This is a genomic window from Caballeronia sp. LZ019, from assembly GCF_031450825.1.
In the GTDB taxonomy this organism is placed as follows: domain Bacteria; phylum Pseudomonadota; class Gammaproteobacteria; order Burkholderiales; family Burkholderiaceae; genus Caballeronia.
Genome location: NZ_JARTVZ010000004.1, coordinates 222,887 through 239,357, shown reverse-complemented (window position 1 = coordinate 239,357; position 16,471 = coordinate 222,887). Strand labels below are relative to the sequence as shown.

Here is a 16,471-nt window from a genome sequence, read left to right as displayed (position 1 = left end):
TCACCCCTTAAAAAAACGATTTAGGCCGATATGGCTGTTGTGATTCACAATACGATTTAAATATCGAGAATCAGGTCGGACGAGGGAACCGCCTGACAGCTGAAACAACTGTTCTCTTCTTCAGGCCCGTCACCGTGCAGATGGGATACACTGCCTGACGATATTGCGACCGAACAGCTCTCGCACTGTCCAACCCGACACCCACTTGGCATCGAAACGCCCAGGCTCTCTCCAAACGATAGAAGCGTGCCGCGTTCGGGTGTCCATACGGCTGAAGATCGCGAACGGAGGAACGTGACGTTGTATCGCTGACTAGCATCCAGGTTGAGGTTTGGGGGAGAACGAAACGTTTCGCTGAATATGTCGAAGCTAGGAACTCCCCGCGCAATCAAGTCTTGCGAGATGGTCTTAGTCATCTGGGGAGGGCCGCAGAAATAAAATAACGGCCGCCTCGCTATCAGGTCCTGAGTTACAACGTCGGCCTTCAAATGCTGCCCGTACAACCATTGCGGATTTGGACTGGGCTCTAAGGGGTCGCTGTAGCAATTCACTACCGTCAAGCTGGGGACCCTTGCCCGGAGTTCGTCAATGCGCTCTTTGAAAGCATGTGACAGGTGGTGACGATTTGCGTAGAACAAGCGCATTTCATGCGACGCTGCATCGGATTGTGCAACCGACTCAAGATATGACAGGAAAGGCGTGATGCCGATTCCTCCAGCAAACATGACGACGGGTCGTGACGAGATGACCGGCAGCACGAAGCTACCGTCCGGCGAGCGCAATCTGACGGTCTGCCCTGTGCGGAGGCTCCGATGCAAATACGATGACATTGTTCCTTCGTATCCGACGCCTTCTTCGGTGACGCCTCTTTGATGACGAACCGCAATCGTGTACGTGCGTCGATCTCCCTGTGTCGATGGCCCCACGAGCGAATACGCACGCGTGGTGTCGTTAGAACCGAGCGTCAACACCTCGATACTGAGGTGCTGACCTGGCAAAAAGTCCGGTAGTGGCCCGTTATCCTTCGCGCTGAAGGTGAAGGATTTAACCCCCTCGGCCTCGTCAGTAATGGAGGCAACAACGAAATCGCGCCATCCTTTCCAATGGCGCCGCGCTTTGTCGAAGCAGGGGTCGATCGACACATTACAAGCAACGGAGCGGAGCGCAGAGGAGCCGCTGATCGGATCTTGGCCGGCACTCGAAACTAAGCCGTTGAAATTGCTGTTGCTCGGACCATCCGTCGGGCAGCCCTTTAGCCCAGCTGCGTCACATGCCTGCCACCATCCATATTCCGCGACCAATACTTCTCGCGCGAGAGAGTGCAACACGCGAGCTTCGAATCGAGCCGTTCCGTGGGCCGTCGCGATGACTAGCCAGTCGCCCTCGACGATCTGCTTTTCGGCTGCGAGATCAGCGCTCAGTTCAACCACCGGAAACTTCGCGCGCCTGCGTAATGACGCGATGCCACGGTGTTGGCTATGACAGAAGTAGCCACTTTTAATTGAAGTTAGCCAGAACGGATAAAGTTCTTTGTGTGCGTGCGCCGTGCCTCCTGTGGGGCCGACGTAACAGGGGATCGGCGAATAGCCGTAGCGCAACAGCTTTTCTGAATAGAGTTCAACGCGCGCGGTTTCCGTTGCAAATCCTCTCGCACCTTGGTCGGACTCGACGCTGTACTTTCGCTCGCGCTGATCCAAGTGCCGATAGATGCCGCCCGGCTTTTCCCGCAGCGTCCGCACGTCTAGGTTAAGCGGAGCCAGCTTGTGATTCCAGCCCGCCTCGACACTTCCCCCAAAGAACTCGTCGCGCATTCCAAGACGAGTTGCCAGATCAACGACAATGTCGTAGTCAGCGCGGGATTCACCACGTGGCTCGACCATACGTGGGCGGAGCTGGATCAGCTCGACCGCACGTTCATTTATCTCGAAACCACAACGTAAGCCCTCCCGTTCCCACGGAGTGTTAACCGGGAGAAAAATATCAGCGTATCGCGCCGAAGGGGTTTCGAATAAATCGCAGTGAACGTGAAATTCAAGACTGCGCAGAGCTACTTCAGCAGCCGCTGAATCTGGCTGCGTCAAGATCATGTTAGTACCAAAGGCGAACAGTGCTCGAACGCGATATGGCTCCGAGTGGACGATCGCATGATAAACGTCGCGAGCTGTAACCCACCCCTGTGCCGGTGGCCCGAGCGGGCGGTCCGTCAGTCCCAGCGCTTTGTCCCGCTGCTCAGGGGGGAGACGTGCGAAGTCGGACAGCGGATTTGTCGGGAGCGTGGTCAACTCGCGGTTAGATCCGACGGTATCAAAGGCACCCGTGAGGGCATAGAGCGTGGCGATTGACCGTTCGGTTTGAGAGGCGTTGGTGTGTTGGCCGACGCCGGACCAAGCATGGTATGCAATGCGTTGCCCGGATTTCAGCAGCCGCGCCGCAAGGAAGATATCGTTCTCTGGAACGCCGGTCTCGGTCTCGACGCGATCAGCAGTCCATCCTGCAGCTGCTCGCGCGTAACATGCGAAAGCGGGCTCGCAGGGGACGGTCTCGCGTCGTCCTAGGGCGTCATCCAAACCAACTATAAAAAGACCGTCAAGAGCTGCGTCGGGGCTTTGGCCCGGTTGAGTGGGCTCGATCAACTCGATGCGTCCTGCCGTCGAATTCCAGATCGCATAACGGTTTGTTACCGCGGCGCGATCTAGATCCTTCTCGCGAAGAAACCGTCCATTGTCTGTGCGAACAAGTAACGGACCATTCGTCCACTCACTGACGAAGCGTCGGTCATAATCGCCGCAACCAAGCATGCGATTGACAATGCCCAAGGCGAGGGCTCCATCGGTCCCGGGTCTAACACGTAACCACAAATCTGCAGTTCGTGCGAGTTCCGTGGGCCTTGGATCCACGACAATTAGTTTCGCGCCACGACGGCGGCCTCTAGCGATCGCGTCTGCCTGCGCTAACCAAGTGTTTGCTGGATTGGTTCCCCATAGCACGATTACATCGGCATTCTCGTAGTCCGCAGTCGGCATCGCGCAGCCGAATGTAAATTTGTGCGCGACATCTTTGTGCCAGTTGCAGATTTCGGTCGCATGGCACATGTTCGGGCTTCCAAACGACCACACGAATCGTTCGATCCAGTCGATGCTGTCGCTTATTGCCGTTCCGCTTGGTGTGGTAACGCCGAACACGACAGATTCGGCACCGCTGGAGCGGCGGATCTCGTCGAGCTTCATCGCAACCTCAGCCAGCGCTTCATCCCACGTAATCCTTCGCCACTGCGGATCTGCCGCACCCTTGGGAGCCGTCCTCCGCATTGGATAGACGATTCGGTCAGGATGCTCGACTAGCTCCGGTGCCGCTCTTCCCTTCATACACATAGCGGCGCCGGTTGGATGCGAGCGGTCGGCGCGTACCTTGATAAGCCTGTTGCCGGACACGGTGTTCATAGTGCCGCACCGGGAACGACACAGCGTGCAAAATCCCTTTATTTCAGCGGTTTCCATCGTTGATCCACACGGTTCGCGTTGACAGAAACATAAGTAGCCAAATGCGCATCGCCAAGTTCATACTTTGGATGGCGGGACATTGAAAAAATCAATGGAGGCCGGGCCGTCCGGAAAGCAAGCTGACGAACTAACGGTGGTTAATGAAAACGCATTTCACTTTGCGGCAGATCGAGTATTTCCTATCGGTGGCAGAAACCGGCCAGATCTCGCGTTCTGCGAGTCTTTGTGCTGTTACACAGTCGTCGATGACGATCGCGCTCAAAAATTTGGAGGATGCTGTCGGCGTCGATCTGTTAGCGCGCCATCCGAAAGGGGTGCGTCTAACGGAGGCTGGTGAAAGATTCTTGCGACATGCGAAGGGGGGGGTGGAATTTTTAGACCGCGCAGTGACAGCAGCGCGCGCCGAGCCAAATGACCTCGCTGGCTCCGTGGCAATTGGCGTGACGGATTCAATATCCGCTTATCTGATGCCGCCACTACTGCTGAATTTGAGTCAGCGCTTCGCGCGGTTGAATGTCAACCTCGTAGAGAGGGACCGAGCCGAGATCGAACGGCTTGTCGCAAACGGAGAGCTCGATTTCGGATTGCTGTTGGTATCGAACACAGCGCGCCTAGAAGCACTCGAGTACGAAACGCTCATTCGATCGCCACGGCGGTTATGGACCCATCCAGAGCATCCCCTCCAAACCAAGCCCAATGTAACGCTCGACGATGTAGCGCGCGAAGACTACCTGTTGCTCGACATGGATGAACATCTGCAGACAGTCGATCGATACTGGGGGCAGTACGGCCTTGCCCCGAGGGTCATTTTGCAGACCAAGTCGATCGAGGCGATTCGGAGCTTTGTAGCGCTAGGTCAAGGGGTGACGATTCTTTCTGACTTTGTCTTTCGTCAGTGGTCACTAGAAGGCAACCGCATTAGTCGTCGCAACCTGGATGCACTTGTTCCGTCGATGGATATCGGAACCGTCTGCCGGCTAGACGGCGAGACGTCGTCACAAGCGCGCGCGGTGCTTTCTTTCTTCCAGTCCGTTCGGAGGGAGGCCCCAGCGATGCTGCCTCGATGACATCTTCATTTTGAAGAAGAGCCTTCAGCGCGCCGGCGAACGCGTGTATCTGTGAGCTCCTCTGCGTAGGTATCGGGCATGAGATTGAACCATGCCGGAGTAGAAGTGTCCGCTCGGGCCGCGCGTCGAGAGTATCGGACGGCTATCGGCTCGTAATTTTTTGTCGGGACGAGAAGAATTCAATCGTTCGCCGAGCGACCGAGGTCGCACGGTCGAACGTGGACAGGTCAGCTTCTGCTTTCACCGGTGTCTCAATAACGATTTGAATATCGCCCGGAAGCTGATCGAGGATGGTGTTGATCGGGATAACGCCATGACCGAGGTGGAATCGCGACGTGCGCGCTTCTTGTGGCAGATCTTCCAGTGACGGAGCATCCCCGACGCAGTCGCTCAGTTGGGCGTAGGCGAGTCGCTCGACGGGGATTTGCCCAATTTCCTCCGGCTGGCTGCCGGCTCGGAAGAAGTGCAGGATATCCATGATAAGACCAGCGTTTGACCGGCCGGCCGCCTCGACAAGCCCAAGTGCCTCTCGCCATGTTCGAATGTCGCGGTAGAGCATGAACTCGACCCCGACTGATAAGCCGTGTCGCGCGGCTTCGTCGCAGAGGTTTCCAAACAATTCGACCCGCTGCTGGTCCGACAGGAAGGACGTTGCGCTCACAGCGGTGCCGATGGTCGAGATGTGAGTCGCGCCGAACTCCGCCCCTAACGCTAGCGCAGGCTTGAAGCGCTCAATGTCCGTTTCAGGACAGAGTACGAACGCCTCTACGTCGAAAACCTTCACGCCAGTGTCAGCAAGCGCTGCCTTGACTTCTCGGATTACTTCTGGCCGTCCTAACACTTCATGTTCGAGCGGCTTATCCGTCGCCGTCATTAAGAGCAGTCCGACCTTACCGAACCCTGCATTCGCTGCGGCGCGAACTAAATCGACCTGCGGCACACGTCCGATGGCGAGGTTCGCTAGCGATATCTGCTTCAATTCTTGTCTCATGTCTCTCACCTTCTAGTAGGTCCGAATCGAACAATCTTGGCATGCGTCGCAGATCATGACCGAGCCGCTCCGGCGAAGCAGTCGCAATCGACAACAAGGTTCGTTCAAAAGGGCACGCAGCCCTTCAGAATGCGGTTTCCCCCAAAATTGGAACATAATTCCGTGAGTTTTGGAACAAAATTCCACAGCGGCTGAAGGTACACTCGTGGGCGGATAGCCATTCGCGTGAGGGGATGAATGAAAAACGATGCAACAGCGCCAGAGCCGGGGTTTTCAGGGTTGCTTGACCGTGGTCTGGCCATCTTGGAGCTCCTTTCGGGAAGCGCAAATGGGATGACCTTAACTGCTATTTCGGACACGCTGCGAATTCCTCGTAGCGCCACACATCGGCTGCTCGCTTCGCTCTTCGAGCATGGCTACCTCCGCCAAGAGCAAGATCGTGGCGTTTATGTGCTGACCACTAAGCTTCAGGTGCTGGCGTTCCGACATCTCGCGTCTACGGGCTACGTTGACGCGGCTCAACAAGTGCTGAATCGGCTCGCGAATGAGACAGGCGAACTCGTTCGACTGGCTGTTGCAGACGGCAACCAACTCACTTGGGTCGCTCGCGCGCAGGGTGCCCGCACTGGACTTCGCTACGATCCTGACATGGGAATGGTCGCGCAGCTCTCATGCTCTGCCACTGGCTACACGTGGTTATCGCAAATGGAGGACAGGGAAGCAGTTGCCGTGATCGAGGCTCAGGGTGTGGGCCGTCGAGAAGATTACGGCCCTCAGGCACCTCAAACGGTTGAGGATGTGCTCTCCCGCGTCCGAGCTGCTCGAACCCTTGGCTATTCAGTTGCCGTTCAAACTTTCACCGACTGGATGTCGGCAATCGCGACGACAATCGTCAATCCGTACACTGGGCGACCGATCGGTGTAGTGAGCGTTGCTGGACCGGTCTCTCGACTGCCGGAGACGCGCCTTCACGAGCTTGCTCCGTTGGTACTTGAGGCGGCGCAAGAGATCGGAAAACTTGTGCCGGGCTCCCCCGCGTTGACGAACCCAGTTAATGCGGCAGACGCGGTTAGAGAAGGCGTGCCGGGCTAGACCACTCGCCTTGAACATCCAACTCGAGATCCGGCGGCAAGGACACGCGAGGCCATGCTCCGTTGCAGCTGGACACAAACGACCCTCTTTGGCTCTAGTGAGCTTCCGACTTAGGCCGGAGCTTTACGGGTGAAATTGCTTCGTCGGGGACACCTACTCGATACGATTCGTCTTTCGTCGCTCCCGCCGCATGGCGCCCAGCAACGTATCCGAATGTCATTGCCGGGCCAAGGTTGATGCCGCCCGATGGATAGAAGCCACCCATCACGCTCGCCATGTCCGTACCTACCGCATAGAGACCTTCAACGGGCCTATTGTTGGAAGACAAAACCTGCGCGTGGCCGTTGGTCTTGAGTCCAGCGAACGTGCCAAAGCTGCCCGGCAGCACTTTGACCGCATAGAAAGGTCCCTGCTCGATCGGCGCGACGCAAGGATTGGGACCGGTGTGCCACGGGTCACCATTCTTGCGATTGTATGGCGTTGAACCCCGCAAGAACTCAGGATCATCTCCGCGGCGAGCGTGTGTGTTGAACCGGTAGACGGTTGCATCGAGTTCGGCGGCATTAATGCCGCAACGAATGGCCAGCTCCTTGATGCTCGAACCGCGTTTCAAGTAGCCGTTGCGAATGAGCGCCCCAATAGGCAACGGAAAGGGCCGTGCATACCCGAGGCCGTATCGTCGAATGAAGCGGTGGTCGCATATCAGCCACGATGCGACTTCCTCGCCCTCCGGGGCCGATGCGACCATGGCAGCGGTGTAATCGTAATAGCCGTCCGCTTCGTTCACGAACCTCCTGCCGGTCGAAAGCACGCCGATGATGCCGGGCTTGCCTCGGTCGATAATGTGCGGGAAGTGGCCAACAGTGCCATCGGCATGTACAACTTTCGAGACAGGGGCCCACGCTGCCGGTGATGCAACATCATCGACCAGCATTCCACCGGCTGACTCCCCGAGTCGGATGCCGTCTCCCGAGCAGCCAGTCGGAGGCAAGGCCAGATGCTCTTTGCCCGTTGGTGTCCGCGGGAAAGTCAGTCTTCGTCGATCGACGTCATTCGGGTAGCCACCGGCTGCCAGCACGACGCCTCTGCTTGCGCGAATCGTGCGTTCGCCATGGGTGGTGGAGATAACGGCACCACGGACGGCGGCACCGTCGAACACGAGTCGGGTCACAGGTGCCGACTCCATTAGGACAACGCCTAGATCCTGTGCTGATTTCGCGAGTCGGGCGATCAGCGCCACCCCATTGACCAAATGCATGGCTCGACCGTACCGCAGCATATCGAACGTATGCCGCATCACTCGTTTGGTGACATGCACGAACGATTTGAAAGACCGAGTCAGCGTTAGAAACGCGCTCAGGTCCGCTCCGGCCATGATAGGCATCCCCATCCATGACGTTTCACGCATTGTCTTGCGTAGGCGTTTGAGTAGCGGTCCGACCTCGCGCGCATCGAATGGCTTTGCAATCACCTGATGGCCGCCGGTTGCGGCGCCTTTAACGCTCCCGTGCACATCGGGGATACCATTTCCATCTACGAACTGCAGCGACGTGTTCTCTTCAAAGAACGTAACCATCGGGCCGCAGTTATCGAGAAACGCGTCGATCCGCTCGGGCTCGTACCTGCGCCCTAGTTCATTTTTCAAGTAAGTGCGAGGTTGCTGCGGGTCTTCGTTGATTCCCGCGCGCCTGGCGAGGGGGTTGCCAGGCACCCACATCCATCCGCCTGACCACGCGGTCGCGCCGCCGAACACGTTCTCTTTCTCGACAACGATGACTTTCAGTCCGTGATGCGCCGCCGTCACTGCGGCTGACAGTCCCGACGCGCCGGAACCGACGACCAAAACGTCGCATTCCATCTGTTCACTTGAGTTCATTTCTGTATCTGTTCAGGACGCTTATGTGCGGCGCAAATGCGCTTTCCGACAGCACGCACGCATTATGTGGTCCAGAAAAAAGTCATGGTTGAGGGGCACGCGCCGACAGTCACAACGAGCGCATGCGCATCGGCACGCGGGTAAACACTGAATGGAAAACAATTCCATTTTATGTGGAACACTATTCCATAGAACGTGGAGTTGTGTCAATATCTCCTCAAGCGTGTCGAGGAATTGCGACTCGGCCAAGCCAGCACAAGAGACGCGGCAGCCAATGTTTGTTTAGAAGCTTATTGCGAGATAGGGACTGAGGATGACAATTAACCTTGATGCGCAGAGGTCTTCGAACCTCTCACCTGCCGACAGAGCAACACAACGGGCTAGCACAGGAGGTGCGCGGCGCGCAGCGCTTGCAAGTTCCGTCGGCGCCGTTATCGATTGGTATGACTTCTTTCTTTACGGAACGGCGGCAGCGACGGTATTTAGCCCTCTGTTTTTCCCCGCCAACGAGCCAGCGACCGGCCTGCTCATCGCATTCAGCACCTTCGCGGTCGGCTTCTTGTTTCGCCCGGTAGGCGGTGCGGTCTTCGGTCACTTTGGCGACAAAATCGGTCGTCGCAATATGCTGGTGCTGACTGTTCTCATCATGGGTTTGGCAAGTACGCTCATCGGCGCGCTTCCCACCTATGCTACCGCTGGTGTATGGGCGCCTATTCTCCTTGTCGCACTCCGCGCAGTTCAGGGTTTCGCAGTTGGCGGCGAATGGGGAGGCGCAGCGTTGATGGCTGTCGAAAGTGCACCCAAGAAGAGTCGCAATTTCTTTTCGGCCGGCGTGCAGACAGGCTCGTTCGTTGGGCTGCTACTTGGGACCATCGTTTTCTTCACTTGCCAAAGGCTGACGACGCACGATCAGTTCATGGCATGGGGCTGGCGAATCCCTTTTCTCATCAGCATCTTCCTGGCCGCTATTGCGCTTTGGATTCGCCGAACAGTGCCGGAATCGTCAGAATTCCAACAAGAGGTGCAAGAGCAACACGCTGAAGCAGGCGCGCCGCTCGGAATCGTTCTGCGAAAGAATCCGCTACAAATTCTCGCTGTGATCGGTATGCGATTGCTCGACCAAAGCACCTATTACCTCTCGTTCACCTTCTCCCTCGCGTATGTCACCAATTACACGAAAACGCCTCCGGGCAACGTGATGATTGCGTCGATGATTTCGATGGCGCTGGCGATGGTAACGCTTCCCACCTTCGCGAAGCTCGCGGACCGCTTCGGCATTCGTTGGTTTTATCTGATTGGGTCCATTGCGGGAGCCGCAGGCGCGATACCTTTTTTCCACGCGCTGCAAACGGGTTCGATCCCGATGATCACAGTCGGCTTCTTCATCATCATCAATGTTTGCCACAACATGTCAACTGCGGTCCAGCCGGTGTGGTTTGCCGGACTGTTTGATACCAAAGTACGTTATAGCGGTGCGGGCTTCGGCTATGCTCTCGCCGGCGCTGCGGGTGGTTTCATGCCGTTAATCGCCACCGCGCTTGTGAATCGCGCTCAAGGCTCGTATATGCCTATCGCCCTGTTGCTCGGCGGTCTCTGTCTTGTCGGTGGTCTCACAAGCATCTGGTCGTATCGCTGGGTCAAGTTCCGCGACTAGGCTATCGTCGAAACGGCCGAATGGCTGTTGACACTTCTACTGGGGCGTCTACCGGTAGTTTTCAACAACTAAGCGGTCGACGCACCGGCGCATCATTCAATACGCTAGCTATCGAACTGAAACATCATGAGCGACAAAGCATTTGAAAAGAGTCAAACGGCGATCGTCACTGGAGGCGCCCGCGGGTTGGGCTTAGGCATCGCCAAACGGCTGGCGGCGGAAGGCAAGAAGGTGATCCTCTGGGATCTCGACTTTCGCGGGTTCGACTCAGCGAACGCCGGTTTCGAGCCGTTCTTAATACAACAGGTTGATGTGGCTGATTTAGGCTCCGTGCAAACGGCTTTCGCGCAGGCAAAGGAAGCGGCCGGTCACATTCAAATCCTTGTCAATAACGCGGGCATCAATGGACCGATCCATCCGACGTGGGAGTACCCTTCGGACGCGTGGAAGCGAGTCTTGGAGATCGACTTGATGTCGGTCTTCTACTGCTGCAGCACAGTTATACCGCAGATGCGCGAGAGCGGGTATGGACGCATCGTCAACGTTGCTTCCATCGCGGGCAAGGAAGGCAATCCCGGCGGCAGCGCTTATGCGGCCGCCAAAGGCGGCGTTATCGCGTACACAAAGTCCATTGCAAAGGAACTGGCGGGCTCGGGTGTGCTCGCGAATTGCATCGCGCCTACGATGGCGGACACGGAGCTTCTGAAGCAGATGACGCCCGAGTTCATCTCCACAATCAAGGCGAAGATCCCGATGGGAAGGTTTGTGACGATTGAGGAGGTGGCGGCGATGGTCTCTTGGATTGCGGGTCCCGAATGCAGTTTCACGACCGGTTTCACCTTCGACTTGACCGGCGGCCGGGCCACATATTGACCGATCCGAGCTCGTTCGCACATCCACTGATGGGAGCGGCTCGTTGGCGTTCGAGGCATCGGATTCAAGCCGTGGTAGGACGGGGCTGACCGCGTATCCCACTCAACAAGCGTCGGCATGTACATGCGGTCCACCGCGCGCTCTTGCAGAAGATCCGTAAGCGCTAATTTGAGTGCACACGCACGCGCATGCAGTCGCCTAGCGCTGCAAATCTGCTGGGCGCAGAACCGGGACGTTTGAATTGCACTTTCTTTGCTCAGGCGACGTTCGTCAAAGCCTGAAACGGCGTGAACCGAGACGGCAGCGGTCGCAACCATCGCACCGTACAACATGGCCTCACGCTTTCTAGTCGCGTTGTCCGTCCGATTTCTCGGGGAAACTCCCGGCCGGCGGGGCTTCGGCATCCATGAGCTACGCTCATTGCCCCGTGAGAACATACCATTGTTCGTCTGATTTTCGCGCTGCTAGTCTAGTTGCATACGAGGTCACGCCGTTCGCGTGCCGTTCTATTGCAGATGGAAGCTATCGTGAAAGTTCACCGTGAAATGACGGGCAACGGCGCCTGCGCTGCGAAGGCCAAGTCAATCTTCGATGACGCGCCCGACAGAAAGAAATCCAACTCGTTGAAGTGGGCGTTCGGGGAACGGCTGTTGAGTCAAGAAGAGTTTGCGGCAAACCCGCTGCCCATGTGGGTCGCAGACATGGACTTCCGCACACCCCAACCCGTAGTCGACGCGCTTCATGAAGCAGTCGAGTTCGGCGTTTTTGGATATTCGCGGGGCGCCACGGATAGCTATGTTGCGGCGGTGACCGGTTGGCAAGCAAAGCGATTCGGCTGGGACGTGTCCGCGGAATGGGTGCTCCAGTCCAGCGGCATCATTACTGCGCTCAAGAACGCTATCCAGGCTTTCTCGGCCCCAGGCGACTCGGTCCTGATTCAACCTCCCGTTTATGCGCACTTCCATGACGACGTGCTGCTGAACGGGAGACAGTTGGCGCTGGCGCCTCTGGAGCGCGCCGGGATGGCCTATCGATTCAACGAGAAGTCGTTCGAGGCAGCCATCAAGCCGAACACGAAGCTCTTCATTCTGAGCAATCCGCATAACCCGACAGGAAATGTGTGGACCGAGGCCGAACTGCAGGCGATGGGCGAAATCTGCTTGCGGCATGGCATATTGGTTATTTCGGACGAGATTCACCAGGACCTCATCATCAACCCGTACAAGAAGCACGTGCCGTTCGCTTCGCTTAGCAACAAGTTTGCTGAGAATAGCATCACGTGCACTGCGCCAAGCAAGACCTTTAATTTGCCTGGGTTGCAAAGCGCGAACCTCTTCGTTCCGAACCGTCGCCTGCGCGACGAACTGCGCCGGCAATTCGACAGGAACATGTACCAGTCAGTGAACACGCTCGGGATGGTGGCGGCGGAGGCGGCGTACGCACACGGCGAGCCGTGGCTGGAGGAACTCCTGCCTTACCTTCGCGATAATCATGCTCACTTTCGCAGTGCGGTTCACAGCATGACTTCCCGAGTTGAAGTGCTTCCGGCTGATTCTCTTTACCTGTCCTGGATGGACTGTCGCGGGCTTGGAATGGACCCGGATGCACTGAACACGTTTTTGCTGACCAAGGCCCGCTTGTGGCTGGACAAGGGGCAAAAGTTCGGGCTGGAAGGTCACGGTTACATGCGTGCAAATCTCGGGTGCCCGCGTGCCACGATCGATGAGGCCATCCGCCGTCTAACCAACGCTCTCGCCGAACTCTAAATCGGACTGGCGCCGCTGGTGCGCGGCCGTCTCCTCGGCGCACGCTGCGGCCTTCACTGCCCCGTCGCGCAGGCAGGCCCTAATCTCAGAAACACGCAAGCGTGACGGATATGCCGTCCCATCGAGAAACGCTGTTTGTTTTTTATTCGGCGCAGCAAAGAGCTGAAGACGACACTGCTGTTCCCGAAATAGCGGCGCACGGTGAGCAAGAAACATCTGTGCCCAGGAGCGGCAGAACGGACCTAATAGTGGTGCGACGTCACGCTGCGGGTTCCCGGCTACGTGCGTCGGACTAATCGATTTCCTAACCCTAAAAGAACAAAATCAATCCATAAATGGAGGCGACATGAGCAGTAACATTCAGACGCAAACATATGAGCAGGAGGATCTAAAAAGAGACCTCAAGAATCGGCACATCCAGATGATCGCTATCGGAGGCGCCATCGGGACAGGTCTTTTTTACGGATCTTCGTGGGCAATCAAGACAGCCGGGCCAGCCATTCTTCTCGTCTTTCTGCTGGCGTCGATTGCTATCTACTTCATCATGCGAGCGCTTGGTGAGATGGCGGTCGAGGAGCCGGTATCGGGTTCCTACATTTCGTATTCAAATCGCTACATTCACCGTTTTGTAGGTTTCTTGAATGGTTGGAATGCATTTATATTCCTGCTTGCAACCAGCGCGGCGGACCTGAACGCTTTAGGAAACTACGTTCATTTCTGGTTCCCACACATACCGATTTGGGTCACGGCCGGCGCCGCGGTATCTGTGATGTTTTGCGTCAACGTCATTGGCGTCAAGATTTACGGCGAGGCGGAGTTCTGGTTCGCTTTGGTGAAGGTGGTTGCCATTGTCGCGATGATCGCGTTCGGCGCCGGGATGATTGTGTTTGGCATTGGTAACAACGGCGTGCCGATCGGTTATCACAATCTCGTAGACCACGGCGGCTTCTTTGCGAAGGGCGCAGGGGGAACGTTTCTGGCAATCGTCATGGTCGCCTTCTCCTTTGGCGGCGTCGAGAATCTCGGGCTGGCAGCAGGCGAGACCAAGGACGTCAAGACGGTCATGCCCAAGGCTATCAACGCGACGTTCTGGCGCTTGCTCATTTTCTACGTCGGCGCAATGGCAGTGCTCCTGATGGTGTTCCCGTGGACTTCGTTGACGACCAAGGGCAGCCCGTTCGTTCAGGTGTTCACAAAGATTGGTATCCCGGCAGCTGCGAGCATCATGAATTTGGTGGTGATCATGGCCGTGTTATCCGCCGTGAATGCAAGCGTGTTCACCAACAGCCGCACGTTCTATAACCTCTCGCTGCAGAAGAACGCACCCGCTTTTCTTGGTGTGACGAACTCACGCAAGGTGCCGCATCGGGCGATTTTGATGGTTTTCGGGACGATGTTTGCCGGCGTGCTGCTGAACTATCTCATGCCTGAACAGGCGTTCGAACTTTTCTCGTCGGTGACGGTGTTCGCACTGGTCTGCGCATGGGGATCGATCCTAATCAGCCATCTGCGTTTCCGTAAGTTGAAGATTCGCAACGGAGAGGTGGATAAGCTTTCGTACAAGATGCCGTTTTATCCATACAGCAACTACATCGCGCTGCTTTTCGTTGGGGCGGTCCTAGTGGGTATCGCCATCCTGCCGGACATGCGTATGTCGCTCGTTGTGTCTGCGGTCTGGGTGGCCGTAGTGTATGTCGCCTACCGGTTCTACGTTCGTAACGATGCGTCTGAAACAAGCGCGAACGGCGAACTTGGTGAGGTTAAGGACCAGTTGGCCTAAAGCCCCTCCGACTCGTGCAACTCGTTGGACGGATGGGCGGCTCGCTCCGACCAGCGTGGTGAATCGCCTTCCTCGCTGTTCTGCAGCGTTTAGTCGGATGGCTCTTGTGAGGCGGCGGGATCTGCGTGAAGCGCCTCACAGAGCTTCGCGATCGGCTCGTTTTGCGCAAGGGGATGCCAAAGGACATGGGATTCGAGAAGAGCCAGCTTGAGCTGATCAAGACGCTTAACTATGTGAGCGGGGGCATCACGGCGCTGACAGGCGAGACCAGCTCGGGCAAGGTGCGACGTCGGAAGCGAGTACGAACCGACGACGTTGGACGACAACCACATGCGTCACGCGGCCAATGTACCCATCTTCGTCCGGTTGGCCTCCAAGACCTTGCACTCGCAGTTAATCGATTCAATCTTTTGTTTTCCTTACTGGGCTTTCAGTACTTCAGCACTAACGCAGCTGGAATTGATCGCTTAGGATTTTTGGAGTTTTCCGCGCATGACCTGTTCCGACCGATACGACCTTCCGCTTTCGACAGACTCCCAGTTTGCCGCCGAACGCTACCGCGCGGGCGTTCAACCTTCTTCTGTCGCTGTGGCCCGGCGCCGGCGAAGCATTGGATGAAGCGATCGCCGCCGATCCGAACTTCGCTCTTGCTCACGCTGCCCGGGCGAGGTTGCATGCCGTCAGCGCCCAGCTCGCCGAAGCGCGCACCAAGATTTCGAAGGCGGCGGAGTTGGTCGCTTCCAATGGAACCGAGCGTGAGCGTAGTCACGTACAGACGCTTTCATACGCTATCCATGGTCAGGGTCAGAAGGCGCTTGCCAGCGCGCTCGCGCACGCCGACAAGTGGCCGCGCGACATCCTCATTCTCTCAATGCCGCTTGGAGCCTTTGGCCTCCTGGCGTTTTCAGGAATGGCCGATCACAATCAAGCTCGCGTTCAACTTGTGCGAGCGTCATGCTCGGCATTTCGATGCGGACGATTGGTGGTTCCTCACGTACCGCGGATGGGCGCACGGCGAGAACGGCGATGTGAAGCTAGGACGTGCGCTCACCCAGCGCTCCCTTGAGTTACGCCGACACAACGTGAATGCGGTGCATGCCGTCGCCCACGTCCTGCACGAGTCCGGCGCGAATGACGAGGCACAGACGGTGATCTCCGGATGGCTGCCAGAATACCCGAAGAATGGCGTGCTGCATGGCCACATCGCATGGCACGGGGCGCTCATCGCCCTCGAGCGCGGCGACACGGAACGCGCACTCGGCATCTACAATGAACACGTCGCCCCGTCGTCGTCCCTTGGCACGCCCATCAACATTGTGAGCGACACGTCCTCGTTCCTGTGGCGCATGCAGGCATATGGTCATGTGGTCCCCGCAGGCATGTGGGACGACGCGGCGCAATACGCGTCTGGGTACTTCAAGGATGCGGGTTTCCCCTTCGCCGATTTTCATATGGCGCTCGTTGCTGCAGCAACGTCCAATAAGGACGCGGTAGAGGAGCGAGTCGATGCGCTGAACCAGCTTATCGAGGAAGGCAAGTTGCCTGCGGGTCCGGTGGTGCCGGCAATCTGTCGGGCCGCGCTTGCCTTTGCAGAAGAGCAGTACGGCCTTGCAGCAAAAATCCTCGAACCGGTAGCATGCGAGGTCGTGCGTATCGGCGGGAGCGGCGCACAGCGGGAGATTGTCGAGGATACGCTTCTGGTTGCGCTGATGCGCAGCGGAGATTCAAGGAAGGCTCACGACCTTGTCAACAAGCGCTTGCATCGTCGTCCGTCTCGCCGAGACTTGCTTTGGCTCAACGAGCTTTCTTCGGCTGACCTTGCACCACAGTGACGACCTCCTCTGGCGGCCGCCTCAAAATGCGCGCAATCTT

At 57.2% G+C, this 16,471-nt stretch carries 9 protein-coding genes and 1 pseudogene; 7 read left to right on the top strand and 3 right to left on the bottom strand.

Translation table 11 applies throughout. The features are described from left to right. Positions 1–56 precede the first annotated feature (56 nt). Entirely contained in the window at positions 57–3,497 is a 3,441-nt protein-coding gene (locus P9255_RS12870; RefSeq protein ID WP_309789703.1) for a molybdopterin-dependent oxidoreductase, read from the bottom strand. A gap of 143 nt (positions 3,498–3,640) precedes the next feature. Here P9255_RS12870 and P9255_RS12865 point away from each other — a divergent pair, with 143 nt between their 5' ends. Beyond that, positions 3,641–4,567: a LysR family transcriptional regulator gene (locus tag P9255_RS12865; RefSeq protein ID WP_309789702.1), complete on the top strand. Its 927-nt coding sequence runs from the start codon at positions 3,641–3,643 to the stop codon at positions 4,565–4,567. 142 nt (positions 4,568–4,709) lie between these two features. Here the strand turns inward: P9255_RS12865 and P9255_RS12860 are convergent, their stop codons facing one another. Beyond that, positions 4,710–5,558 (bottom strand): TIM barrel protein, encoded by an 849-nt coding sequence (locus tag P9255_RS12860; protein ID WP_309789701.1) that lies wholly within the window; start codon positions 5,556–5,558, stop codon positions 4,710–4,712. A 237-nt stretch (positions 5,559–5,795) separates the two neighbouring features. Between P9255_RS12860 and P9255_RS12855 the strand changes: the two genes are divergently transcribed. Continuing rightward, a complete protein-coding gene (locus P9255_RS12855) occupies positions 5,796–6,650 on the top strand; it encodes an IclR family transcriptional regulator (RefSeq protein WP_309789700.1) in 855 nt (284 codons plus the stop codon). Positions 6,651–6,744: 94 nt separating this feature from the next. Here P9255_RS12855 and P9255_RS12850 read toward each other — a convergent pair whose 3' ends face one another. Further along, positions 6,745–8,526, bottom strand: a complete 1,782-nt coding sequence (locus P9255_RS12850) for an FAD-dependent oxidoreductase (RefSeq protein ID WP_309789699.1) — start codon at positions 8,524–8,526, stop codon at positions 6,745–6,747. A gap of 313 nt (positions 8,527–8,839) precedes the next feature. Between P9255_RS12850 and P9255_RS12845 the strand changes: the two genes are divergently transcribed. The 5 genes and pseudogenes from P9255_RS12845 (at position 8,840) to P9255_RS12825 (ending at position 16,431) form a co-directional block, all read left to right on the top strand. Further along, positions 8,840–10,180, top strand: a complete 1,341-nt coding sequence (locus P9255_RS12845) for an MFS transporter (protein WP_309789698.1) — start codon at positions 8,840–8,842, stop codon at positions 10,178–10,180. 126 nt (positions 10,181–10,306) lie between these two features. Next, positions 10,307–11,053, top strand: coding sequence for an SDR family NAD(P)-dependent oxidoreductase (locus tag P9255_RS12840; protein WP_309789697.1), 747 nt, complete (start codon positions 10,307–10,309; stop codon positions 11,051–11,053). 515 nt (positions 11,054–11,568) lie between these two features. Next, a complete protein-coding gene (locus tag P9255_RS12835; RefSeq protein ID WP_309789696.1) occupies positions 11,569–12,819 on the top strand; it encodes a MalY/PatB family protein in 1,251 nt (416 codons plus the stop codon). 346 nt (positions 12,820–13,165) lie between these two features. Further along, a complete protein-coding gene (locus P9255_RS12830) occupies positions 13,166–14,599 on the top strand; it encodes an amino acid permease (RefSeq protein ID WP_309789695.1) in 1,434 nt (477 codons plus the stop codon). A gap of 492 nt (positions 14,600–15,091) precedes the next feature. After that, positions 15,092–16,431, top strand: a pseudogene (locus P9255_RS12825) (tetratricopeptide repeat protein). The last annotated feature ends 40 nt before the right edge of the window (positions 16,432–16,471 follow it).